This window comes from Pedococcus sp. (assembly GCF_036554925.1).
Lineage (GTDB): Bacteria > Actinomycetota > Actinomycetes > Actinomycetales > Dermatophilaceae > Pedococcus_A.
On record NZ_DATBMI010000150.1, the window covers coordinates 1 to 13,237 of the forward strand.

15 protein-coding genes are annotated in these 13,237 nt (G+C 73.1%); 7 read left to right on the top strand and 8 right to left on the bottom strand.

The window, feature by feature from the left end; translation table 11 throughout:
* The coding region (locus tag VIB11_RS12170; RefSeq protein ID WP_332031494.1) for a 3-keto-5-aminohexanoate cleavage protein at positions 1-666 on the bottom strand (666 nt) is incomplete at its 3' end.
* 156 nt (positions 667-822) lie between these two features.
* Here VIB11_RS12170 and VIB11_RS12175 point away from each other — a divergent pair.
* A complete protein-coding gene (locus VIB11_RS12175) occupies positions 823-2,241 on the top strand; it encodes a polysaccharide biosynthesis tyrosine autokinase (protein WP_332031495.1) in 1,419 nt (472 codons plus the stop codon).
* Positions 2,242-2,327: 86 nt separating this feature from the next.
* On the opposite strand, the gene VIB11_RS12180 is transcribed toward VIB11_RS12175, so the two are convergent.
* The 5 genes from VIB11_RS12180 to VIB11_RS12200 are packed head-to-tail and all read right to left on the bottom strand — an operon-like array spanning position 2,328 to position 5,854.
* The gene (locus VIB11_RS12180) at positions 2,328-3,359 is read right to left on the bottom strand and encodes a YgfZ/GcvT domain-containing protein (RefSeq protein WP_332031496.1); all 1,032 of its coding nucleotides are present in this window, start codon (positions 3,357-3,359) and stop codon (positions 2,328-2,330) included.
* Complete coding sequence (locus VIB11_RS12185; RefSeq protein ID WP_332031497.1) at positions 3,341-3,763, bottom strand: Fur family transcriptional regulator; 423 nt, start codon at positions 3,761-3,763, stop codon at positions 3,341-3,343. The genes VIB11_RS12180 and VIB11_RS12185 overlap by 19 nt, the downstream gene beginning before the upstream one ends.
* A 55-nt stretch (positions 3,764-3,818) precedes the next feature.
* Positions 3,819-4,769 carry a hypothetical protein gene (locus VIB11_RS12190; RefSeq protein WP_332031498.1) on the bottom strand — a complete coding sequence of 317 codons (951 nt, stop codon included), beginning with the start codon at positions 4,767-4,769 and terminating at the stop codon, positions 3,819-3,821.
* The gene (locus VIB11_RS12195; RefSeq protein WP_332031499.1) at positions 4,766-5,344 is read right to left on the bottom strand and encodes a low molecular weight phosphatase family protein; all 579 of its coding nucleotides are present in this window, start codon (positions 5,342-5,344) and stop codon (positions 4,766-4,768) included. Before VIB11_RS12195 ends, VIB11_RS12190 begins: the two co-directional genes overlap by 4 nt.
* A 9-nt stretch (positions 5,345-5,353) precedes the next feature.
* Positions 5,354-5,854 carry an FABP family protein gene (locus tag VIB11_RS12200; protein WP_332031500.1) on the bottom strand — a complete coding sequence of 167 codons (501 nt, stop codon included), beginning with the start codon at positions 5,852-5,854 and terminating at the stop codon, positions 5,354-5,356.
* Between the two features lie 125 nt (positions 5,855-5,979).
* Here VIB11_RS12200 and VIB11_RS12205 point away from each other — a divergent pair, with 125 nt between their 5' ends.
* On the top strand, positions 5,980-6,351 hold the full coding sequence (locus VIB11_RS12205) for a DsrE family protein (RefSeq protein ID WP_332031501.1): 372 nt from the start codon (positions 5,980-5,982) through the stop codon (positions 6,349-6,351).
* A gap of 35 nt (positions 6,352-6,386) precedes the next feature.
* Here the strand turns inward: VIB11_RS12205 and VIB11_RS12210 are convergent, their stop codons facing one another.
* Together VIB11_RS12210 and VIB11_RS12215 are read right to left on the bottom strand one after the other, a co-directional pair.
* Complete coding sequence (locus VIB11_RS12210) at positions 6,387-7,232, bottom strand: hypothetical protein (protein WP_332031502.1); 846 nt, start codon at positions 7,230-7,232, stop codon at positions 6,387-6,389.
* A 16-nt stretch (positions 7,233-7,248) separates the two neighbouring features.
* Entirely contained in the window at positions 7,249-7,551 is a 303-nt protein-coding gene (locus tag VIB11_RS12215) for a MoaD/ThiS family protein (protein WP_332031503.1), read from the bottom strand.
* Positions 7,552-7,618: 67 nt separating this feature from the next.
* On the opposite strand from VIB11_RS12215, the gene VIB11_RS12220 reads away from it, so the two are divergent.
* The 5 genes from VIB11_RS12220 to VIB11_RS12240 form a co-directional block, all read left to right on the top strand.
* Positions 7,619-8,323, top strand: coding sequence for a response regulator transcription factor (locus VIB11_RS12220; protein WP_332031504.1), 705 nt, complete (start codon positions 7,619-7,621; stop codon positions 8,321-8,323).
* A 35-nt stretch (positions 8,324-8,358) separates the two neighbouring features.
* Positions 8,359-9,303, top strand: a complete 945-nt coding sequence (gene mshD / locus VIB11_RS12225; protein WP_332031505.1) for a mycothiol synthase — start codon at positions 8,359-8,361, stop codon at positions 9,301-9,303.
* 4 nt (positions 9,304-9,307) lie between these two features.
* Positions 9,308-11,584: an RNA degradosome polyphosphate kinase gene (locus VIB11_RS12230; RefSeq protein WP_332031506.1), complete on the top strand. Its 2,277-nt coding sequence runs from the start codon at positions 9,308-9,310 to the stop codon at positions 11,582-11,584.
* Positions 11,585-11,618: 34 nt separating this feature from the next.
* Positions 11,619-12,563: an NUDIX hydrolase gene (locus tag VIB11_RS12235; RefSeq protein WP_332031507.1), complete on the top strand. Its 945-nt coding sequence runs from the start codon at positions 11,619-11,621 to the stop codon at positions 12,561-12,563.
* 209 nt (positions 12,564-12,772) lie between these two features.
* On the top strand, positions 12,773-13,237 hold a 465-nt coding region (locus tag VIB11_RS12240), incomplete at its 3' end, for a substrate-binding domain-containing protein (RefSeq protein WP_332031508.1).

Here is a 13,237-nt window from a genome sequence, read left to right on the forward strand (position 1 = left end):
TGCTGCGGCCATGATCGGCAGGTGGGCGCGGCCGATGCCGGTGGCGGACCAGCTCGTCACCTCCGGCGGCAGCATCTGGACGCCCGCGAGCAGCGCCGCCGGCGTCCCCGGCATACCGCCCGGGACGTTGGTCACGAAGTCGACGTGGACCTTCCCCCCGAAGGGCAGCCCGTGGGTGTCGATGAGCCGGCGCAGGGCGTGCACGTGGCCGAGGTCGAACAGCTCGAACTCGGGGACGACCTCGCGCTCCTGGGCCTGGACGTAGAGGTCGGACATGAACCCCCACGGGTTCAGGAACACGTCGTCGCCGAAGTTGGTCGTGCCGCAGGTGAGGCTGCAGGAGTCCGGCTCGGCGTCCAGCACGGTCAGCCGCTGCTCGAGCGGGTCGTGGACGCTGCCGCCGGTCGAGAGCTGGATGACCAGGGACGTCTGCTCGCGCAGGGCCTCGACGGCGGCCCTGAGGTGGCCGTGGTCCAGGGTCGGGCGGTGCTGGTGGTCGCGGATGTGAAGGTGGATCATCGCCGCGCCCGCCGCCTCGCAGGCCAGGGCCGTCTCCACGAGCTCCTCGAGGGTCGTGGGGAGCTGCGGGTACTCCTCCTTCGCGAGCTCGGCACCCGTCGGCGCCACGGTGATCAGCGTTGCGCTGTGGGGGGAAGCCGTCGGCATGCGCTCATCATGGCACCCGCGAAGGCGCGACTTTGTCCCGCTCTGTGGGAGACTGTGCGGAGTTTGTGCTAGGGGTGGCCGGCCGGGGGCCTTCGCTCCCGCCGCACACGCACGACAACGCCCGCACGGGCGAGCACACACACAGAAAGTGGGACTGTGGATCTTCACGACTACCTGCGAGTCGTCCGCAAGCGCTGGCGCACCATCGTCGCCGTGACGCTGGCACTCGTGGCGGTAGCCGCCCTGGTGACGCTGTGGAGCCCCAAGGTCTACCAGGCCCGCACCCAGCTGTTCGTCTCGACCTCGGGCAGCGCCGACTCGACCCAGCTCCTGCAGGGCAGCAACTTCACCCAGCAGCGGGTGAAGTCCTACTCCGACATCATCACCACGCCCACGGTGCTCGACCCCGTGATCGAGCAGCTCGACCTCGACACCTCGGCCGACCGGCTCGGCACCAAGATCTCGGCCAGCGTCCCGCTCGACACCGTGCTCATCGACGTGATGGTCAACGACCGCGACCCGCAGCAGGCGCAGAAGATCGCCGATGCCGTCGGGCGCCAGTTCGCCCAGAGCGTGAGCGAGCTCGAGCGGGTGTCCGAGAAGTCCGAGAGCCCGGTCAAGGTGTCGGTGGTCCGCCCGCCGTCGGTCCCCGAGGGCCCGGTCAGCCCCAAGCCGGCCCGCAACATCGCCCTCGGCGTCGTGCTCGGCCTCATGCTCGGGCTCGGCGCGGCGCTGCTGCGCGACCTGCTCGACACCTCCATCCGCAGCGAGCGCGACGTCAAGGACGTCAGCGAGGAGACCGTCATCGGCGGCATCCTCTACGACTCCGACAGCACCAAGCGGCCGCTCATCGTCCAGTCCGACCCGCACGGCCCGCGCGCCGAGGCGTTCCGGGCGCTGCGCACGAACCTCCAGTTCATCGACGCGGCGACCCACCCGCGGTCGATGACGTTCACCTCCTCGCTCCCGGGCGAGGGCAAGACGACGACCACCGCGAACCTCGCGATCTCCATGGCCGCGGCCGGCTCGCGGGTCTGCATCGTCGAGGGCGACCTGCGCCGGCCCCGCATGCTCCAGTACATGGGCATGGAGGGTTCCGTCGGCCTCACCAACGTGCTCATCGGGCAGGCCGACCTCGCCGACGTGCTGCAGCCGTTCGGCAGCGCCAACATCCAGGTGCTCGGCGCCGGGCAGATCCCGCCGAACCCCAGCGAGCTGCTCGGGTCCGAGGCCATGAGCCGCACCGTGCGCGAGCTCGAGAACATGTTCGACTACGTCATCATCGACGCCCCGCCGCTCCTGCCGGTCACCGACGCGGCCGTGCTCAGCACCATCACCGGCGGCACCGTCGTCGTGGTCGGCTGCGAGATCGTCCACAAGGAACAGCTGGGCCGCGCGCTCGCCTCGCTGCAGGCCGTGAACGGCAACGTGCTCGGGCTCGTCATCAACCGGATCCCGATGAAGGGCGCCGACGCCGAGTCCTACTACTACCGCGAGGGCTACGCGCCGCTCTCGAACGACCGCAGCCGCAAGGACCGCGCCCGCAGCCGCAAGAGTGAGACCGCCGGCGTCTGAGCGAGCGACGCCGACCAACGCCTGGTCGACAGCGACCGACGGACGCCGAGGGCCTCCGCACCGTCAGGTGCGGGGGCCCTCCGCTGTCACGGGCTGACGATGACCTCCTGGGCCGCGCTGACGCCCCCGGCGACGAGGGTGGCCCCCGGGTCCGTGCTGCGCTTGACGAGCGCCAGGGCGATGGGGCCCATCTCGTGGTGGCGGGCCACCGAGGTGAGGTGGCCCACGGCCCGCTCGCCCGCGGCATACACCGGTGCCCCGCGCTCGGGCAGCGTGTGGCCGGAGCCGTCGAGGTGCAGGAACACCAGCCGGCGCGGCGGCCGGCCGAGGTTGTGGACCCGCGCGATGGTCTCCTGGCCCCGGTAGCAGCCCTTGTGGAGGTGGACCGCGGTGCGCAGCCAGTCGACCTCGTGGGCGATGGTGCGGTGGTCGGTCTCGAGGCCCAGCCGCGGCCTCCAGGCCGCGACCCGCAGCGCCTCGCTGGCCCAGGTGCCGGCGAGGCCGCGGTCGCCGACCGCGTCGGCGAGCCCGTCGCGTGGCAGGAGCACCTCGCGCCAGGCCCGCCCCGTCGCGGGGTGACCCTCGACCGGGCCGTAGGCCGCGGTGTCGCCGACGAGCCCCGGCCAGGGGTCCCGCCAGGCCAGGGGCTCACCCGGGAGGGACTCGGACGCCGAGGTCTCGCCGAGCACGGCCCAGTCGGCGGTCACGTCGGCCACCTCGACCCGCAGCATGAAGCGCATGGAGTCGAGCCACGCGACGAGTGCGGGCGCGCCGCCCGGCTCCGTCGTGATCCAGGCGGTCTCACCGTCGTCGACGAGGTGCAGGGCGTGCTCGACGTGCCCCTTCGGGCTGAGCACGAGCGTCTCGCGCGACTCACGCGGCCCGAGGCCGGCGAGCTGCTGGGTGGTCATCGAGTGCAGCCAGGTGAGCCGGTCGGGCCCCGCCACGGTCACGACGCCGCGGTGCGAGAGGTCGACCACAGCGAGCCCCTCCTCGAGCAGGCGCTGCTCCCGCAGGGGGTCGCCGTAGTGGGCGGCCACGCCCGCGTCGGGCCCTTCGTCCTCGACTGCCCCGTGCCGCGCGAGCAGGGGCGAGGCGACTACCGCTGGCTCGCGCATGCGCTGCACCATCCGTGAACTGCCATGTGGGTCACATCTGCAACAAAGCCCGTCGCCCGCAGGACATTCCCCTCGAAGTCCGCGGCGGCGTCGCGGTCGCACTGGTCGACCCTGCCGCAGCCCCGGCAGACGAGGTGCACGTGGTCGGCGTGGTCGGCGAGGTGGTACGTCGGCGCGCGGTGGTCGAGGTGCGTGTGCCCCACGGCGCCGAGCGACTCCAGCGCCTCCAGCGCCCGGTACACCGTCGAGGGCGACAGCGGGACACCGCCGTCGGCGGCCACGGCGGTCACGACCTCGTCGGGGGTGGCATGGGCGAGGGCGGAGACGGCGTCGAGCACGCGCTGGCGCTGCGGCGTCATGCGCCGTCCCTGCGCCCGCAGCTGCTCGGCGATGTCGGGGGCCACGCCACCACTCTACGCACGGCCCGAGGACCGCTGCGGCGCCGCCCGACCGACCGGCTCAACCGACGGCGGCCCACTCGCTCAGGTCGCCGGAGGACCGCAGCACCGTGTCACCGGCGAGCAACCACGCGTGGTCGCCGCGGACCGACAGCGCGACCCGGCCCGGCTCCACACCCGCGAGATCGACCTCCGCACACCCCAGGGCGGTGTCGCCTGCCCGAGCGTCCACCACCGCCAGCCCGGCGCACCCGTCCATCGGACGCACCAGCAGCGTCTGCTGGTCGGTGGCCGCGACGGCGACCGAGCCGGGTGCCGTCTCGCCGGGAGTCCACGTGGCACCCGTGTCGCTGGAGAGCACACGGCCGTCGGAGCACAGCGCCGTCGCCGACGTGTCCGTGATGCTGAGGTCCACCACGGTGGCCTCGCCGCAGGGCTCGGCCCTGCTGCCCTCGGCGGTGCCGACCGCGGCAGTGTTCTTCGGGTCGCGGTACCACGCATCGGGGACGCGCGACTCGGCGCCCCAGGCCGGGACACCCTGCTCGGTCTGGCGGAAGCGCGCCGAGCACTCCTCGTCACTGCCGATGGCGAAGGCGCCACCGTTGTCGCGCACCCGGATCCGCATCGTCGCGTCGAAGGGGGCGGCGCGGGGCTGCCAGGTCGACCCGCCGTCGTCGGTGATCGCCAGGGTCGAGCCACCCTTGGAGCACGAGCCCGTCTCGAAGCGCCAGGCGTGCTCGGCGTCCACGGCGACGATGCCCACCGTCAGCGGCACGACGTCGAGCCCGGATCCCGCGCCCTCGGCGGCCGGTGACTCCGTGGCGCTGGGGGCGCTGGTGCTCGAGGGTGTGGCCGCCCCGGTGGGGGCCGCCGATGCGGCCGCGGCGGCGGCCTTCCCGCCTGCGTCGGACGCGCCGGCGGTGCTGCGCAGGGCCAGGCCCACGAGCGCCACGTCGGCGGCGAGGAAGGCGGTCAGGGCCGCGAGTCCCAGCCGGCCGCCGACACGACTCATGCCGGCCCCATCGCGGCCGACAGCAGGGGGAGGGCACCGAGGACCTGGGCGGACATCGCGTCGAACGCCGAGTCCTCTCGGCGGTACGGGTCAGCCACGTCGGCCTCCTCCTCGGGCAGCGGCGGTCGCATCCCCCGGCGGTTGGCCGCCGCCTGCACCAGGCCGCGGATGTGGTCAGCGGGGTCTGCGGCAGCGTAGCCGTCCCGTGGCAGGTCGGAGACCAGGTCGGCGAAGTCGAGCAGGGCGAAGGTGTAGCGCAGGGCGCGCGGGTGCAGCTGCGCCACCTTGCCCCGGTGCTGGCGAGTGGCGGTCAGCACGAGGTCGGACTCGGCGACCAGCGCCGGTGTCAGGGCCCGGGCGCGGAACCCGGTGGCGGAGTATCCCGCCACCTCGAGGACGCGCAGGGCCGGCGCGTTCATCGGCTCGTCGACGAGGGCGCCGGTGCCGGCGCTGCTCACGAGCACCGCCCCCGGACCCCACGCCCGGTCGAGCTCGGCCTGGAGCACCCGCTCGATGAACGGCGACCGGCAGATGTTGCCGGTGCACACCGTCAGGATGCGCGCTGGTGACGTCATGCGGTGGGCTCAGCCGACACGCTTCAGCTGGGCGGAGACGTGGCTCTGCAGCGGCTGGTCGACGGCTGCCATGTCCATGACCCACATCATGTCCGAGTTCACGAGGCCGTACATGCGCGCCGCGGCCTTGTAGTCCTTGGCGTGCGGGCTGCGGATCACGCCGTCGGTGCGGATCTCGATCTTCGCCGGGGACGTCGTGCCGTGGTACATCTCGACGATCCCGGTCGGGTGGGTCAGCAGGAACTCGACCTCGTTGTTCTCCAGCGGCCTCCAGAAGCCGAGCTCCCGGGCCAGCGGTCGCACCTTGCTGCCCTGCTCGTCGAGCAGCCAGGTGCGGCTCTGCCACTCCAGGAACGGCCGGCCGTCGTGGGTGACGCTGATCTCCTGCCCGAAGTGCGCCGACTCGATCGTGGGGTACCCGACGACGCCGGCACCCTCCCACTCACCGATGAGCCAGGCGAGCGGCGCGAGGGCAGGGGGCAGGTCGGGGTCGAGTGCGAAGGTGGCCATGGTCAGCGGGGCGAGCGCACCAGGCGGTAGACCACGTAGCCGGCGAACCAGGTGACGACGATGGCGGTGAGCACGAGCAGCGAGATGTAGAACGCTTCCACGGTGGTGATCGTAGCCTGAGTGCCATGCCGGCACCCCGCACCCGCCTCGTCGTCAAGATCACCTGCGGCGCCGAGGCCCTCGAACGCCTCAACCAGGGGCTCACCGTGGCCGCCACCGCAGCCGCGAGCGGGGTCGAGGTCAGCCTGTGGCTCACCGGTGACGCCTCGTGGGTGGCGGTGCCCGGGCGCGCCGAGGACCTCGTGCTGCCGCACGCGGCGCCCCTGGCGGACCTGCGCGACGCCGTGCTGGCTTCCGGGAGCCTCACCGTCTGCGGCCAGTGCGCCGCCCGGCGCGAGCTCAGCGACACCGACCTCGTCGACGGGGCGACGATCCGCGGGGCCGCTGCCTTCGTGGAGGAGGTCATGGCCCCCGGCACGCAGGCCCTCGTCTACTGAGCGCAGGCGGGCGTGCCTGCGCTCGCGCGGCGTCGTCAGGCGATGAGGATGCGGCCGAGCGCGTAGACCACCACGCCGCAGACCAGCACCGAGGCCGCGCCCGAGGCGAGCTGCGAGCGGGCGGAGGCCATCGTGGGCAGCACCGCCACCACGCGCCGGGCCGCGTGGGCGATGCCCGCCGCGAGCAGCCCGATCAGGGCGGCCGGAGCCGGCATCGGGCGTCCGTCCAGGAGGGCCACGAGCATGGCTCCCACGCCGCCCAGCACCATGGCGATGGGCAGCGCCCACGGCCGCAGCCGGCGGTGGCCCAGGGCTGCGTCGGCCAGCGCCGACAGCGCGATCGCCGCCATGGCGGCCGCCATCGTCTGCGATCCACCGAGGGTGCGCGGAAGCGGGATGTAGGTGGCCCCGATCGCCACGATCGCCAGCCCGGCCGCCGTGGCAGCCACGGACTCGGTGAGCCGGGGGCGGCCGTCGCGGCGCAGGAGCTGGTGGAGGAAGGCCGCCAGCAGCGAGATGGCCAGGGCCGCCGGGATCCACTCCAGGAAGGGCTCGGTGCGCATGAGCGTGGCAGCGGCAACGGTGGTGAGCGCGCCGATCGCGACGACCGTGGTGGTCCCGCGGGGACTCGGCAGCGCCAGCAGGGTCGGCCAGCCCCAGGCCATGACCCCGCCGGTCAGCGCGACGGCGAGCGCGACGAGCACGGGGTAGGTGAACCCCGTGAGTGCGACCAGCCCCGCGAAGGACATCGTCGCGAGGATTGCGAGCGGACGCAGGGACGTCGCGGGTGGCCGCGGCACGGCAGCCCTCTGCGCCCGGCGCTCGGCGCGGGTGAGGGGATGCTGCTCGGCGGCGTGGCGGGTCTCTGGCACGTCGGGCACGACCGGCATCCTCCCATCACCCCCCGGCGAAGGGCGGCAGCACCTCCAACACGGAGCCCGGCGGCAGCGCGGTGTCGCCGCCGGCGGGGCGGCCGTCGAGCAGGAGCGAGCTCACCGCAGCGACGGGGGCCAGCCCGGGGTGCAGGCGGGTGGCTTCGGCGAGCGCGTCCGCGACGGTGGCACACCCGTGCAGGGCGTCACTGTCCACGCCGGTCGCCGACCGGGCACCGGCCCAGTAGCGGAGGGTGACGGGCGCGCCCGCCCGCGGCTGCGGCATACGGGTCCCTGCCGGGCGGCCGTCGTCGTGCGCGTGCTCCACCTGCCCACGGTCTCATGATGCGTGTGGGCCCGGTGACGGGGGCCGCCACCGCCTATCCTGCGTGTGTATGGCCCACCTGCTGCTGCTGACCAACGCCCTGGCGCCGAGCGCCGAGGTGCTGCCGGCGCTGGGCCTGCTCAGCCACCAGGTGCGCATCATCCCCGCCGAGCCGACGGCCCTGGTCGACGCCCCGCACGCCGACATCGTCCTCGTCGACGCCCGCCGGGAGCTCGCGGTCGCCAGGTCCCTCTGCCGGGTGCTGCGGGCGACCGGCATGTCCGTGCCGCTCATGGCCGTGCTCACGGAGGGCGGCCTGGCGGGCCTGACGGCCGAGTGGGGCATCGACGACGTGCTGCTCGAGAGCGCCGGGCCCGCCGAGGTCGAGGCCCGGATCCGGCTCGCGGTGGGCCGCACCCAGGCCGCGGAGGAGCCGGGCGAGGTCCAGATCACGAGCGGGGACGTGTCCATCGACGAGGCGACGTACTCCGCGCGTGTGCGCGGGCGGCTGCTCGACCTCACCTACAAGGAGTTCGAGCTGCTGAAGTACCTCGCGCAGCACCCGGGGCGGGTCTTCACGCGCGCCCAGCTGCTGCAGGAGGTCTGGGGCTACGACTACTACGGCGGCACCCGCACCGTCGACGTCCACGTGCGCCGGCTCCGCGCCAAGCTCGGACCCGACCACGAGGTGCTCATCGGCACGGTCCGCAACGTCGGCTACCGCTTCGTCCCCGAGGCCGTCGACGAGCCCAGCGACCAGCTCGCCGAGGCCTGAGCGCGCGCGGCGCCGGCTGGTCGCTGCATGGTGGAATGGCCGACGTGTCCGACCTCGACGTGCGTGCCCTGACCGAGCTCACGCCCGACCAGGCGGCCGGGGTGCGCGCGATCGCCGACGCGGCCACGGCCGCCGACGGCGTGGCGCCGGTGTCCGAGAGCGGACTGCTGGCGCTGGCCCGCGCCGAGAGCGGCGTGCGCCACTACCTCGGGTATGCCGCGGGCGGCCTGCACGGGTACGCCCAGGCCGACCGGGCCGGCGACGGCGCCTCGGTGGAGATCGTCGTCGACCCCGCACACCGTGCGGCCGGGCTCGGCGACGCGCTGTGGAGGGCCGTCGACCAGCGCCACCCCGGGGCCCGGGTGTGGGCCCACGGGGACCTGCCCGCGGCTCGCGCGTTCGCGCAGCGGGAGGGCATGGTCAGGGTGCGCGAGCTGCACAAGATGGCCCGGCCCCTCGGGCCCCAGGACCTCGAGGCCGCGAGCACCACGCTGCCCAGTGGGTTCACCGCCCGCTCCTTCCGCCCGGGCGAGGACGACGCCGCCTGGCTCGAGACCAACGCGGCGGCGTTCGCCGACCACCCCGAGCAGGGCCAGATGACCCTCGCCGACCTGCACGGGAGGATGGCCCAGCCGTGGTTCGACCCGGAGGGCTTCATCGTCGTCGAGGCCGAGGACGCCCCCGGCCGGGTGGCGGCCTTCCACTGGACGAAGGTCCACCGTGACCCCACCGGCACAGCGCACCCCCACGGTGAGGTGTACGTGGTCGGGGTGCACCCGGCACACCAGGGCCGCGGCCTGGGCCGCCCGCTCACGGCCCTCGGGCTCGCGCACCTGGCGGCCCTCGGCCTGCCCGAGGTCGTGCTGTACGTGGACGGCGACAACACCGCGGCCCTGAGGACCTACACGGGGCTGGGCTTCCGCAGCATCATGGTCGATGTGATGTATTCCGGCGCGGTTCACCCAGCGGTGTCAGGATGAGCGTATGACCGCTCCGACGAAGCAGGCTCAGGAGGCCGTCGAGACCGACACGGAGGCCGGCGAGGTCTCCATCGCGAGCGCCAGCCCGCTCGACAACACGAGGTTCCAGCCCCGGGCGGCCAACGGCCGGTTCATGCGCGTCGTGCAGGCCGCTGCCGCCGCAGACGAGAGCGGCCTGCCGGCGGACCGTTTCCTCGACCGCGAGATCTCGTGGCTGCAGTTCAACGAGCGGGTGCTCCAGCTCGCGGCCGACGAGTCCGTGCCGCTGCTCGAGCGGGCCCGGTTCCTCGCGATCTTCACCTCGAACCTCGACGAGTTCTTCATGGTGCGGGTGGCGGGCCTGAAGCGGCGCATCGCCACCGGCCTCGCCGTGCGCTCCGCCTCCGGACTCGAGCCCCGTGAGGTGCTCGAGCAGATCTCCCTCGTCGCCCACGAGCTGCAGGCGATGCAGTCTGCGGTCTACCGCGACCGCGTGCGCCCCGCCCTCGAGGAGGAGGGCATCTCGATCGTGCGCTGGGACGAGCTCACCGACAGCGAGCGCGAGACGCTGACCTGGATGTTCACCGACCAGGTGTTCCCCGTGCTCACCCCGCTGGCCGTCGACCCGGCCCACCCGTTCCCCTACATCTCCGGCCTGTCGCTCAACCTCGCCGTCACGCTGACCAACCCCAAGACCGGCAAGGAGCACTTCGCTCGCGTCAAGGTCCCCCCGCTGCTGCCCCGCCTGCTGCACATCGACCCCCCGGGCGGCGAGTCGGCCCTCGCCGACCACGTGCACACGCGCTTCGTGCCGCTCGAGGAGGTCATCGCCGCCCACCTCGACCTGCTCTTCCCGGGCATGGAGGTGCGCGAGCACTTCACGTTCCGCGTCACCCGCAACGAGGACCTCGAGGTCGAGGAGGACGACGCCGAGAACCTCCTCACCGCCCTCGAGAAGGAGCTCACCCGGCGCCGGTTCGGCCCGCCGGTGCGCCTCGAGGTCGTCGACGACATGGACGGCCACGTCCTCGACATGCTGGTCCGCGAGCTCGGCGTCCACCAGAACGACGTGTACCGGCTGCCCAAGCCGCTGGACCTGCGCGGCCTCAACCTGGTGGCCGACCTCGAGCGGTCCGACCTGAAGTACGAGCCGTTCCGGCCGCGCACCCACCCCGACCTCGCGCCCGCGGAGACGGCCAAGGCCAGCCACATCCTGCCCATCGTCCGCGACCGCGACGTGCTGCTGCAGCACCCGTACGACTCCTTCTCGACCTCGGTCCAGGCGTTCATCGAGCAGGCCGCGACCGACCCGAAGGTGCTGGCGATCAAGCAGACGCTCTACCGCACCAGCGGGGACTCCCCCATCGTCGACGCCCTCATCGACGCAGCGGAGGCCGGCAAGCAGGTGCTCGCCGTCGTCGAGATCAAGGCCCGCTTCGACGAGCAGAACAACATCTCCTGGGCCCGCAAGCTCGAGCACTCCGGCGTCCACGTCGTCTACGGGATCGTCGGCCTGAAGACCCACTGCAAGCTCTCCCTCGTGGTCCGCCAGGAGCCTGACGGCCTGGTCCGCTACTGCCATGTCGGTACCGGCAACTACAACCCCAAGACGGCGCGGCTCTACGAGGACTTCGGCCTCCTGACCTGCGACCCACAAGTGGGCGAGGACCTCACCCGCCTGTTCAACCAGCTCTCCGGGTTCGCGCCGCGCAGCAAGTTCAAGCGCCTGCTGGTCGCACCCCGCTCGATCCGCTCCGGGCTGGTCGAGCGGATCGAGGGCGAGATCGCGCACGCCGAGGCGGGCAGCGGCGGGCTGGTGCAGATCAAGGTCAACTCGATCGTCGACGAGGAGGTCATCGACGCGCTCTACCGCGCCTCCCAGGCGGGGGTCCGCGTCGACATCTGGGTCCGTGGGATCTGCGCTGTGCGACCCGGCGTCGAGGGGCTGTCGGAGAACATCCGGGTGCACTCCGTCCTCGGCCGGTTCCTCGAGCACTCCCGCGTCTTCCTCTTCGGGGGCGGCGGCGAGCCCGAGGTCTACATCGGCAGCGCGGACATGATGCACCGCAACCTCGACCGGCGCGTCGAGGCCCTGGTGCGCATCACCGACCCGCAGCACATCGAGGACCTCGCCTCCCTGCTCGACCAGGGCATGAGCCAGGACTTCTCCCACTGGGAGCTGTCCGGCGACGGCCGGTGGACCCGCCGCACCACGGACGCCGAGGGGAACCCGCTCGCCGACCTGCAGTCCACCCTGATCGAGATGCACGCCAAGCGCCGCCGCAAGGCCCGGCGCCGATGAGCCTTCCCCGGACCGCTGGGCGACGTGCGTGGCGGTGATCCCCGCAGCGGGCACCCTGCCCTGGCGCCGGCGCCAGGGCAGTCTCGAGGTCGCCCTCGTGCACCGGCCGAAGTACGACGACTGGGCGTGGGCGAAGGGCAAGCTCGACCCCGGTGAGGAGTGGCCGGCGGCTGCGGCGCGGGAGACCCACGAGGAGACCGCGCTCGAGGTCCGCCTGGGCCGGCCACTGCCCGGCGCGTCGTACACCGTGCTGGACCGCGACGGCGAGCCCTCCACCAAGGAGGTCCGGTACTGGGCCGCGGAGGTCACCGGCGGAGGCGGCCCGCTCGCGAACGAGATCGACGAGGTCCGCTGGCTCGACGTGGTCACCGCCTCCGACCAGCTCGACTACTCCCGCGACCGCGACCAGCTCCGCGCGCTGGTGCGCGCCGACAACGCCGGCGCGCTGACGACCTGGCCGCTGGCCCTGGTCCGTCACGCTCGCGCCCTGCCACGCTCCCAGTGGAAGGACCCGGACGACCGGCTCCGCCCGCTCGACGAAAGGGGCGCGGAGCGGTCACGAGCGATCGTGCCGCTGCTCGCGGCATACGGGGTGCGGCGGCTGGTCAGCTCACCGTCGGTGCGCTGCGCGGACACCCTGCGGCCGTATGCCGCGTCGCTCGGCAAGGCGCTGCGGCTCAAGGACGGGCTGTCCGAGGAGGGCTACGCCGACAACCCGGCCTGGGCGATCCGGCACCTGGTCGGCCTGGTCGAGCGCGGCCGCCCCGCCGCCCTGTGCAGCCACGGGCCGGTCCTGCCCGCCCTGCTCGACGAGCTCGCGACCCTGGTCGACCCCACCAGCGACGACAGCGCCGACGCCGCCAAGCTGCTCGACGAGGCCGCCGAGACGGGCATGGGCAAGGGCGAGGTGCTGGTCGCCCACGTCGTCGACTCCGGTGCTGCGGCCCGGGTCGTGGCGGTGGAGCGGCACCTGCCGTGAGCGCCGGGTTTGGGCGGGTCTTGACCGGTCCCTGACCCGTCGTTCACGTGTGGCTCGGCTCACGGCTGCCCGCCGTCGAGGCAATGTCTGGGCGCTGTTCACCGTCCGTTCACCCTGGACCGCCCATCGCGTCACTCACCCCTCTTACCTTCAACAGCGTCGGGCAGCCTGCCCGCCACTGACTCTTGTCCTGTGGAGAGGTTCACACCGTGAAGATTCAGCGTTTCGGCCAGCTGGCCACCATCACCCTGGCCGGCTCCCTTGCGCTTTCGGCCTGCGGCTCTGACGAGAACACCACCGCCGGCTCGGGGGGGTCCACCGCATCCGGTTCCGGGAGCTCGGCCGCCGAGTGCGCCGAGGGCACCCTGAACGCCGAGGGGTCGTCCGCGCAGAAGAACGCCATCGAGGAGGCCATCGCCTCCTTCCAGGAGGCCTGCCAGGGCGCGACCGTCAACTACAACCCCACCGGCTCGGGCGCGGGCATCAAGCAGTTCCTCGCCGGCCAGGTCGACTTCGCCGGCTCCGACTCCGCCCTGAAGAAGGAGGAGAAGGACGGCAAGGTCGAGACCGCCGAGGCCGAGAAGTACTGCGGCTCCCCCGCCTGGAACCTGCCCATGGTGACCGGCCCCGTGGCCGTCTCCTACAACCTGCCCGGCGTCGACAAGCTGGTGCTG

What these genes read in the sequence shown, in the direction of transcription:
- VIB11_RS12180 (WP_332031496.1), bottom strand. Translation starts at nt 3,359, where the DNA reads ATGCGCGAGCCAGCGGTAGTCGCCTCGCCCCTGCTCGCGCGGCACGGG.
- VIB11_RS12190 (WP_332031498.1), bottom strand. Translation starts at nt 4,769, where the DNA reads ATGAGTCGTGTCGGCGGCCGGCTGGGACTCGCGGCCCTGACCGCCTTC.
- VIB11_RS12195 (WP_332031499.1), bottom strand. Translation starts at nt 5,344, where the DNA reads ATGACGTCACCAGCGCGCATCCTGACGGTGTGCACCGGCAACATCTGC.
- VIB11_RS12200 (WP_332031500.1), bottom strand. Translation starts at nt 5,854, where the DNA reads ATGGCCACCTTCGCACTCGACCCCGACCTGCCCCCTGCCCTCGCGCCG.
- VIB11_RS12205 (WP_332031501.1), top strand. Translation starts at nt 5,980, where the DNA reads ATGCCGGCACCCCGCACCCGCCTCGTCGTCAAGATCACCTGCGGCGCC.
- VIB11_RS12220 (WP_332031504.1), top strand. Translation starts at nt 7,619, where the DNA reads ATGGCCCACCTGCTGCTGCTGACCAACGCCCTGGCGCCGAGCGCCGAG.
- mshD (WP_332031505.1), top strand. Translation starts at nt 8,359, where the DNA reads ATGGCCGACGTGTCCGACCTCGACGTGCGTGCCCTGACCGAGCTCACG.
- VIB11_RS12230 (WP_332031506.1), top strand. Translation starts at nt 9,308, where the DNA reads ATGACCGCTCCGACGAAGCAGGCTCAGGAGGCCGTCGAGACCGACACG.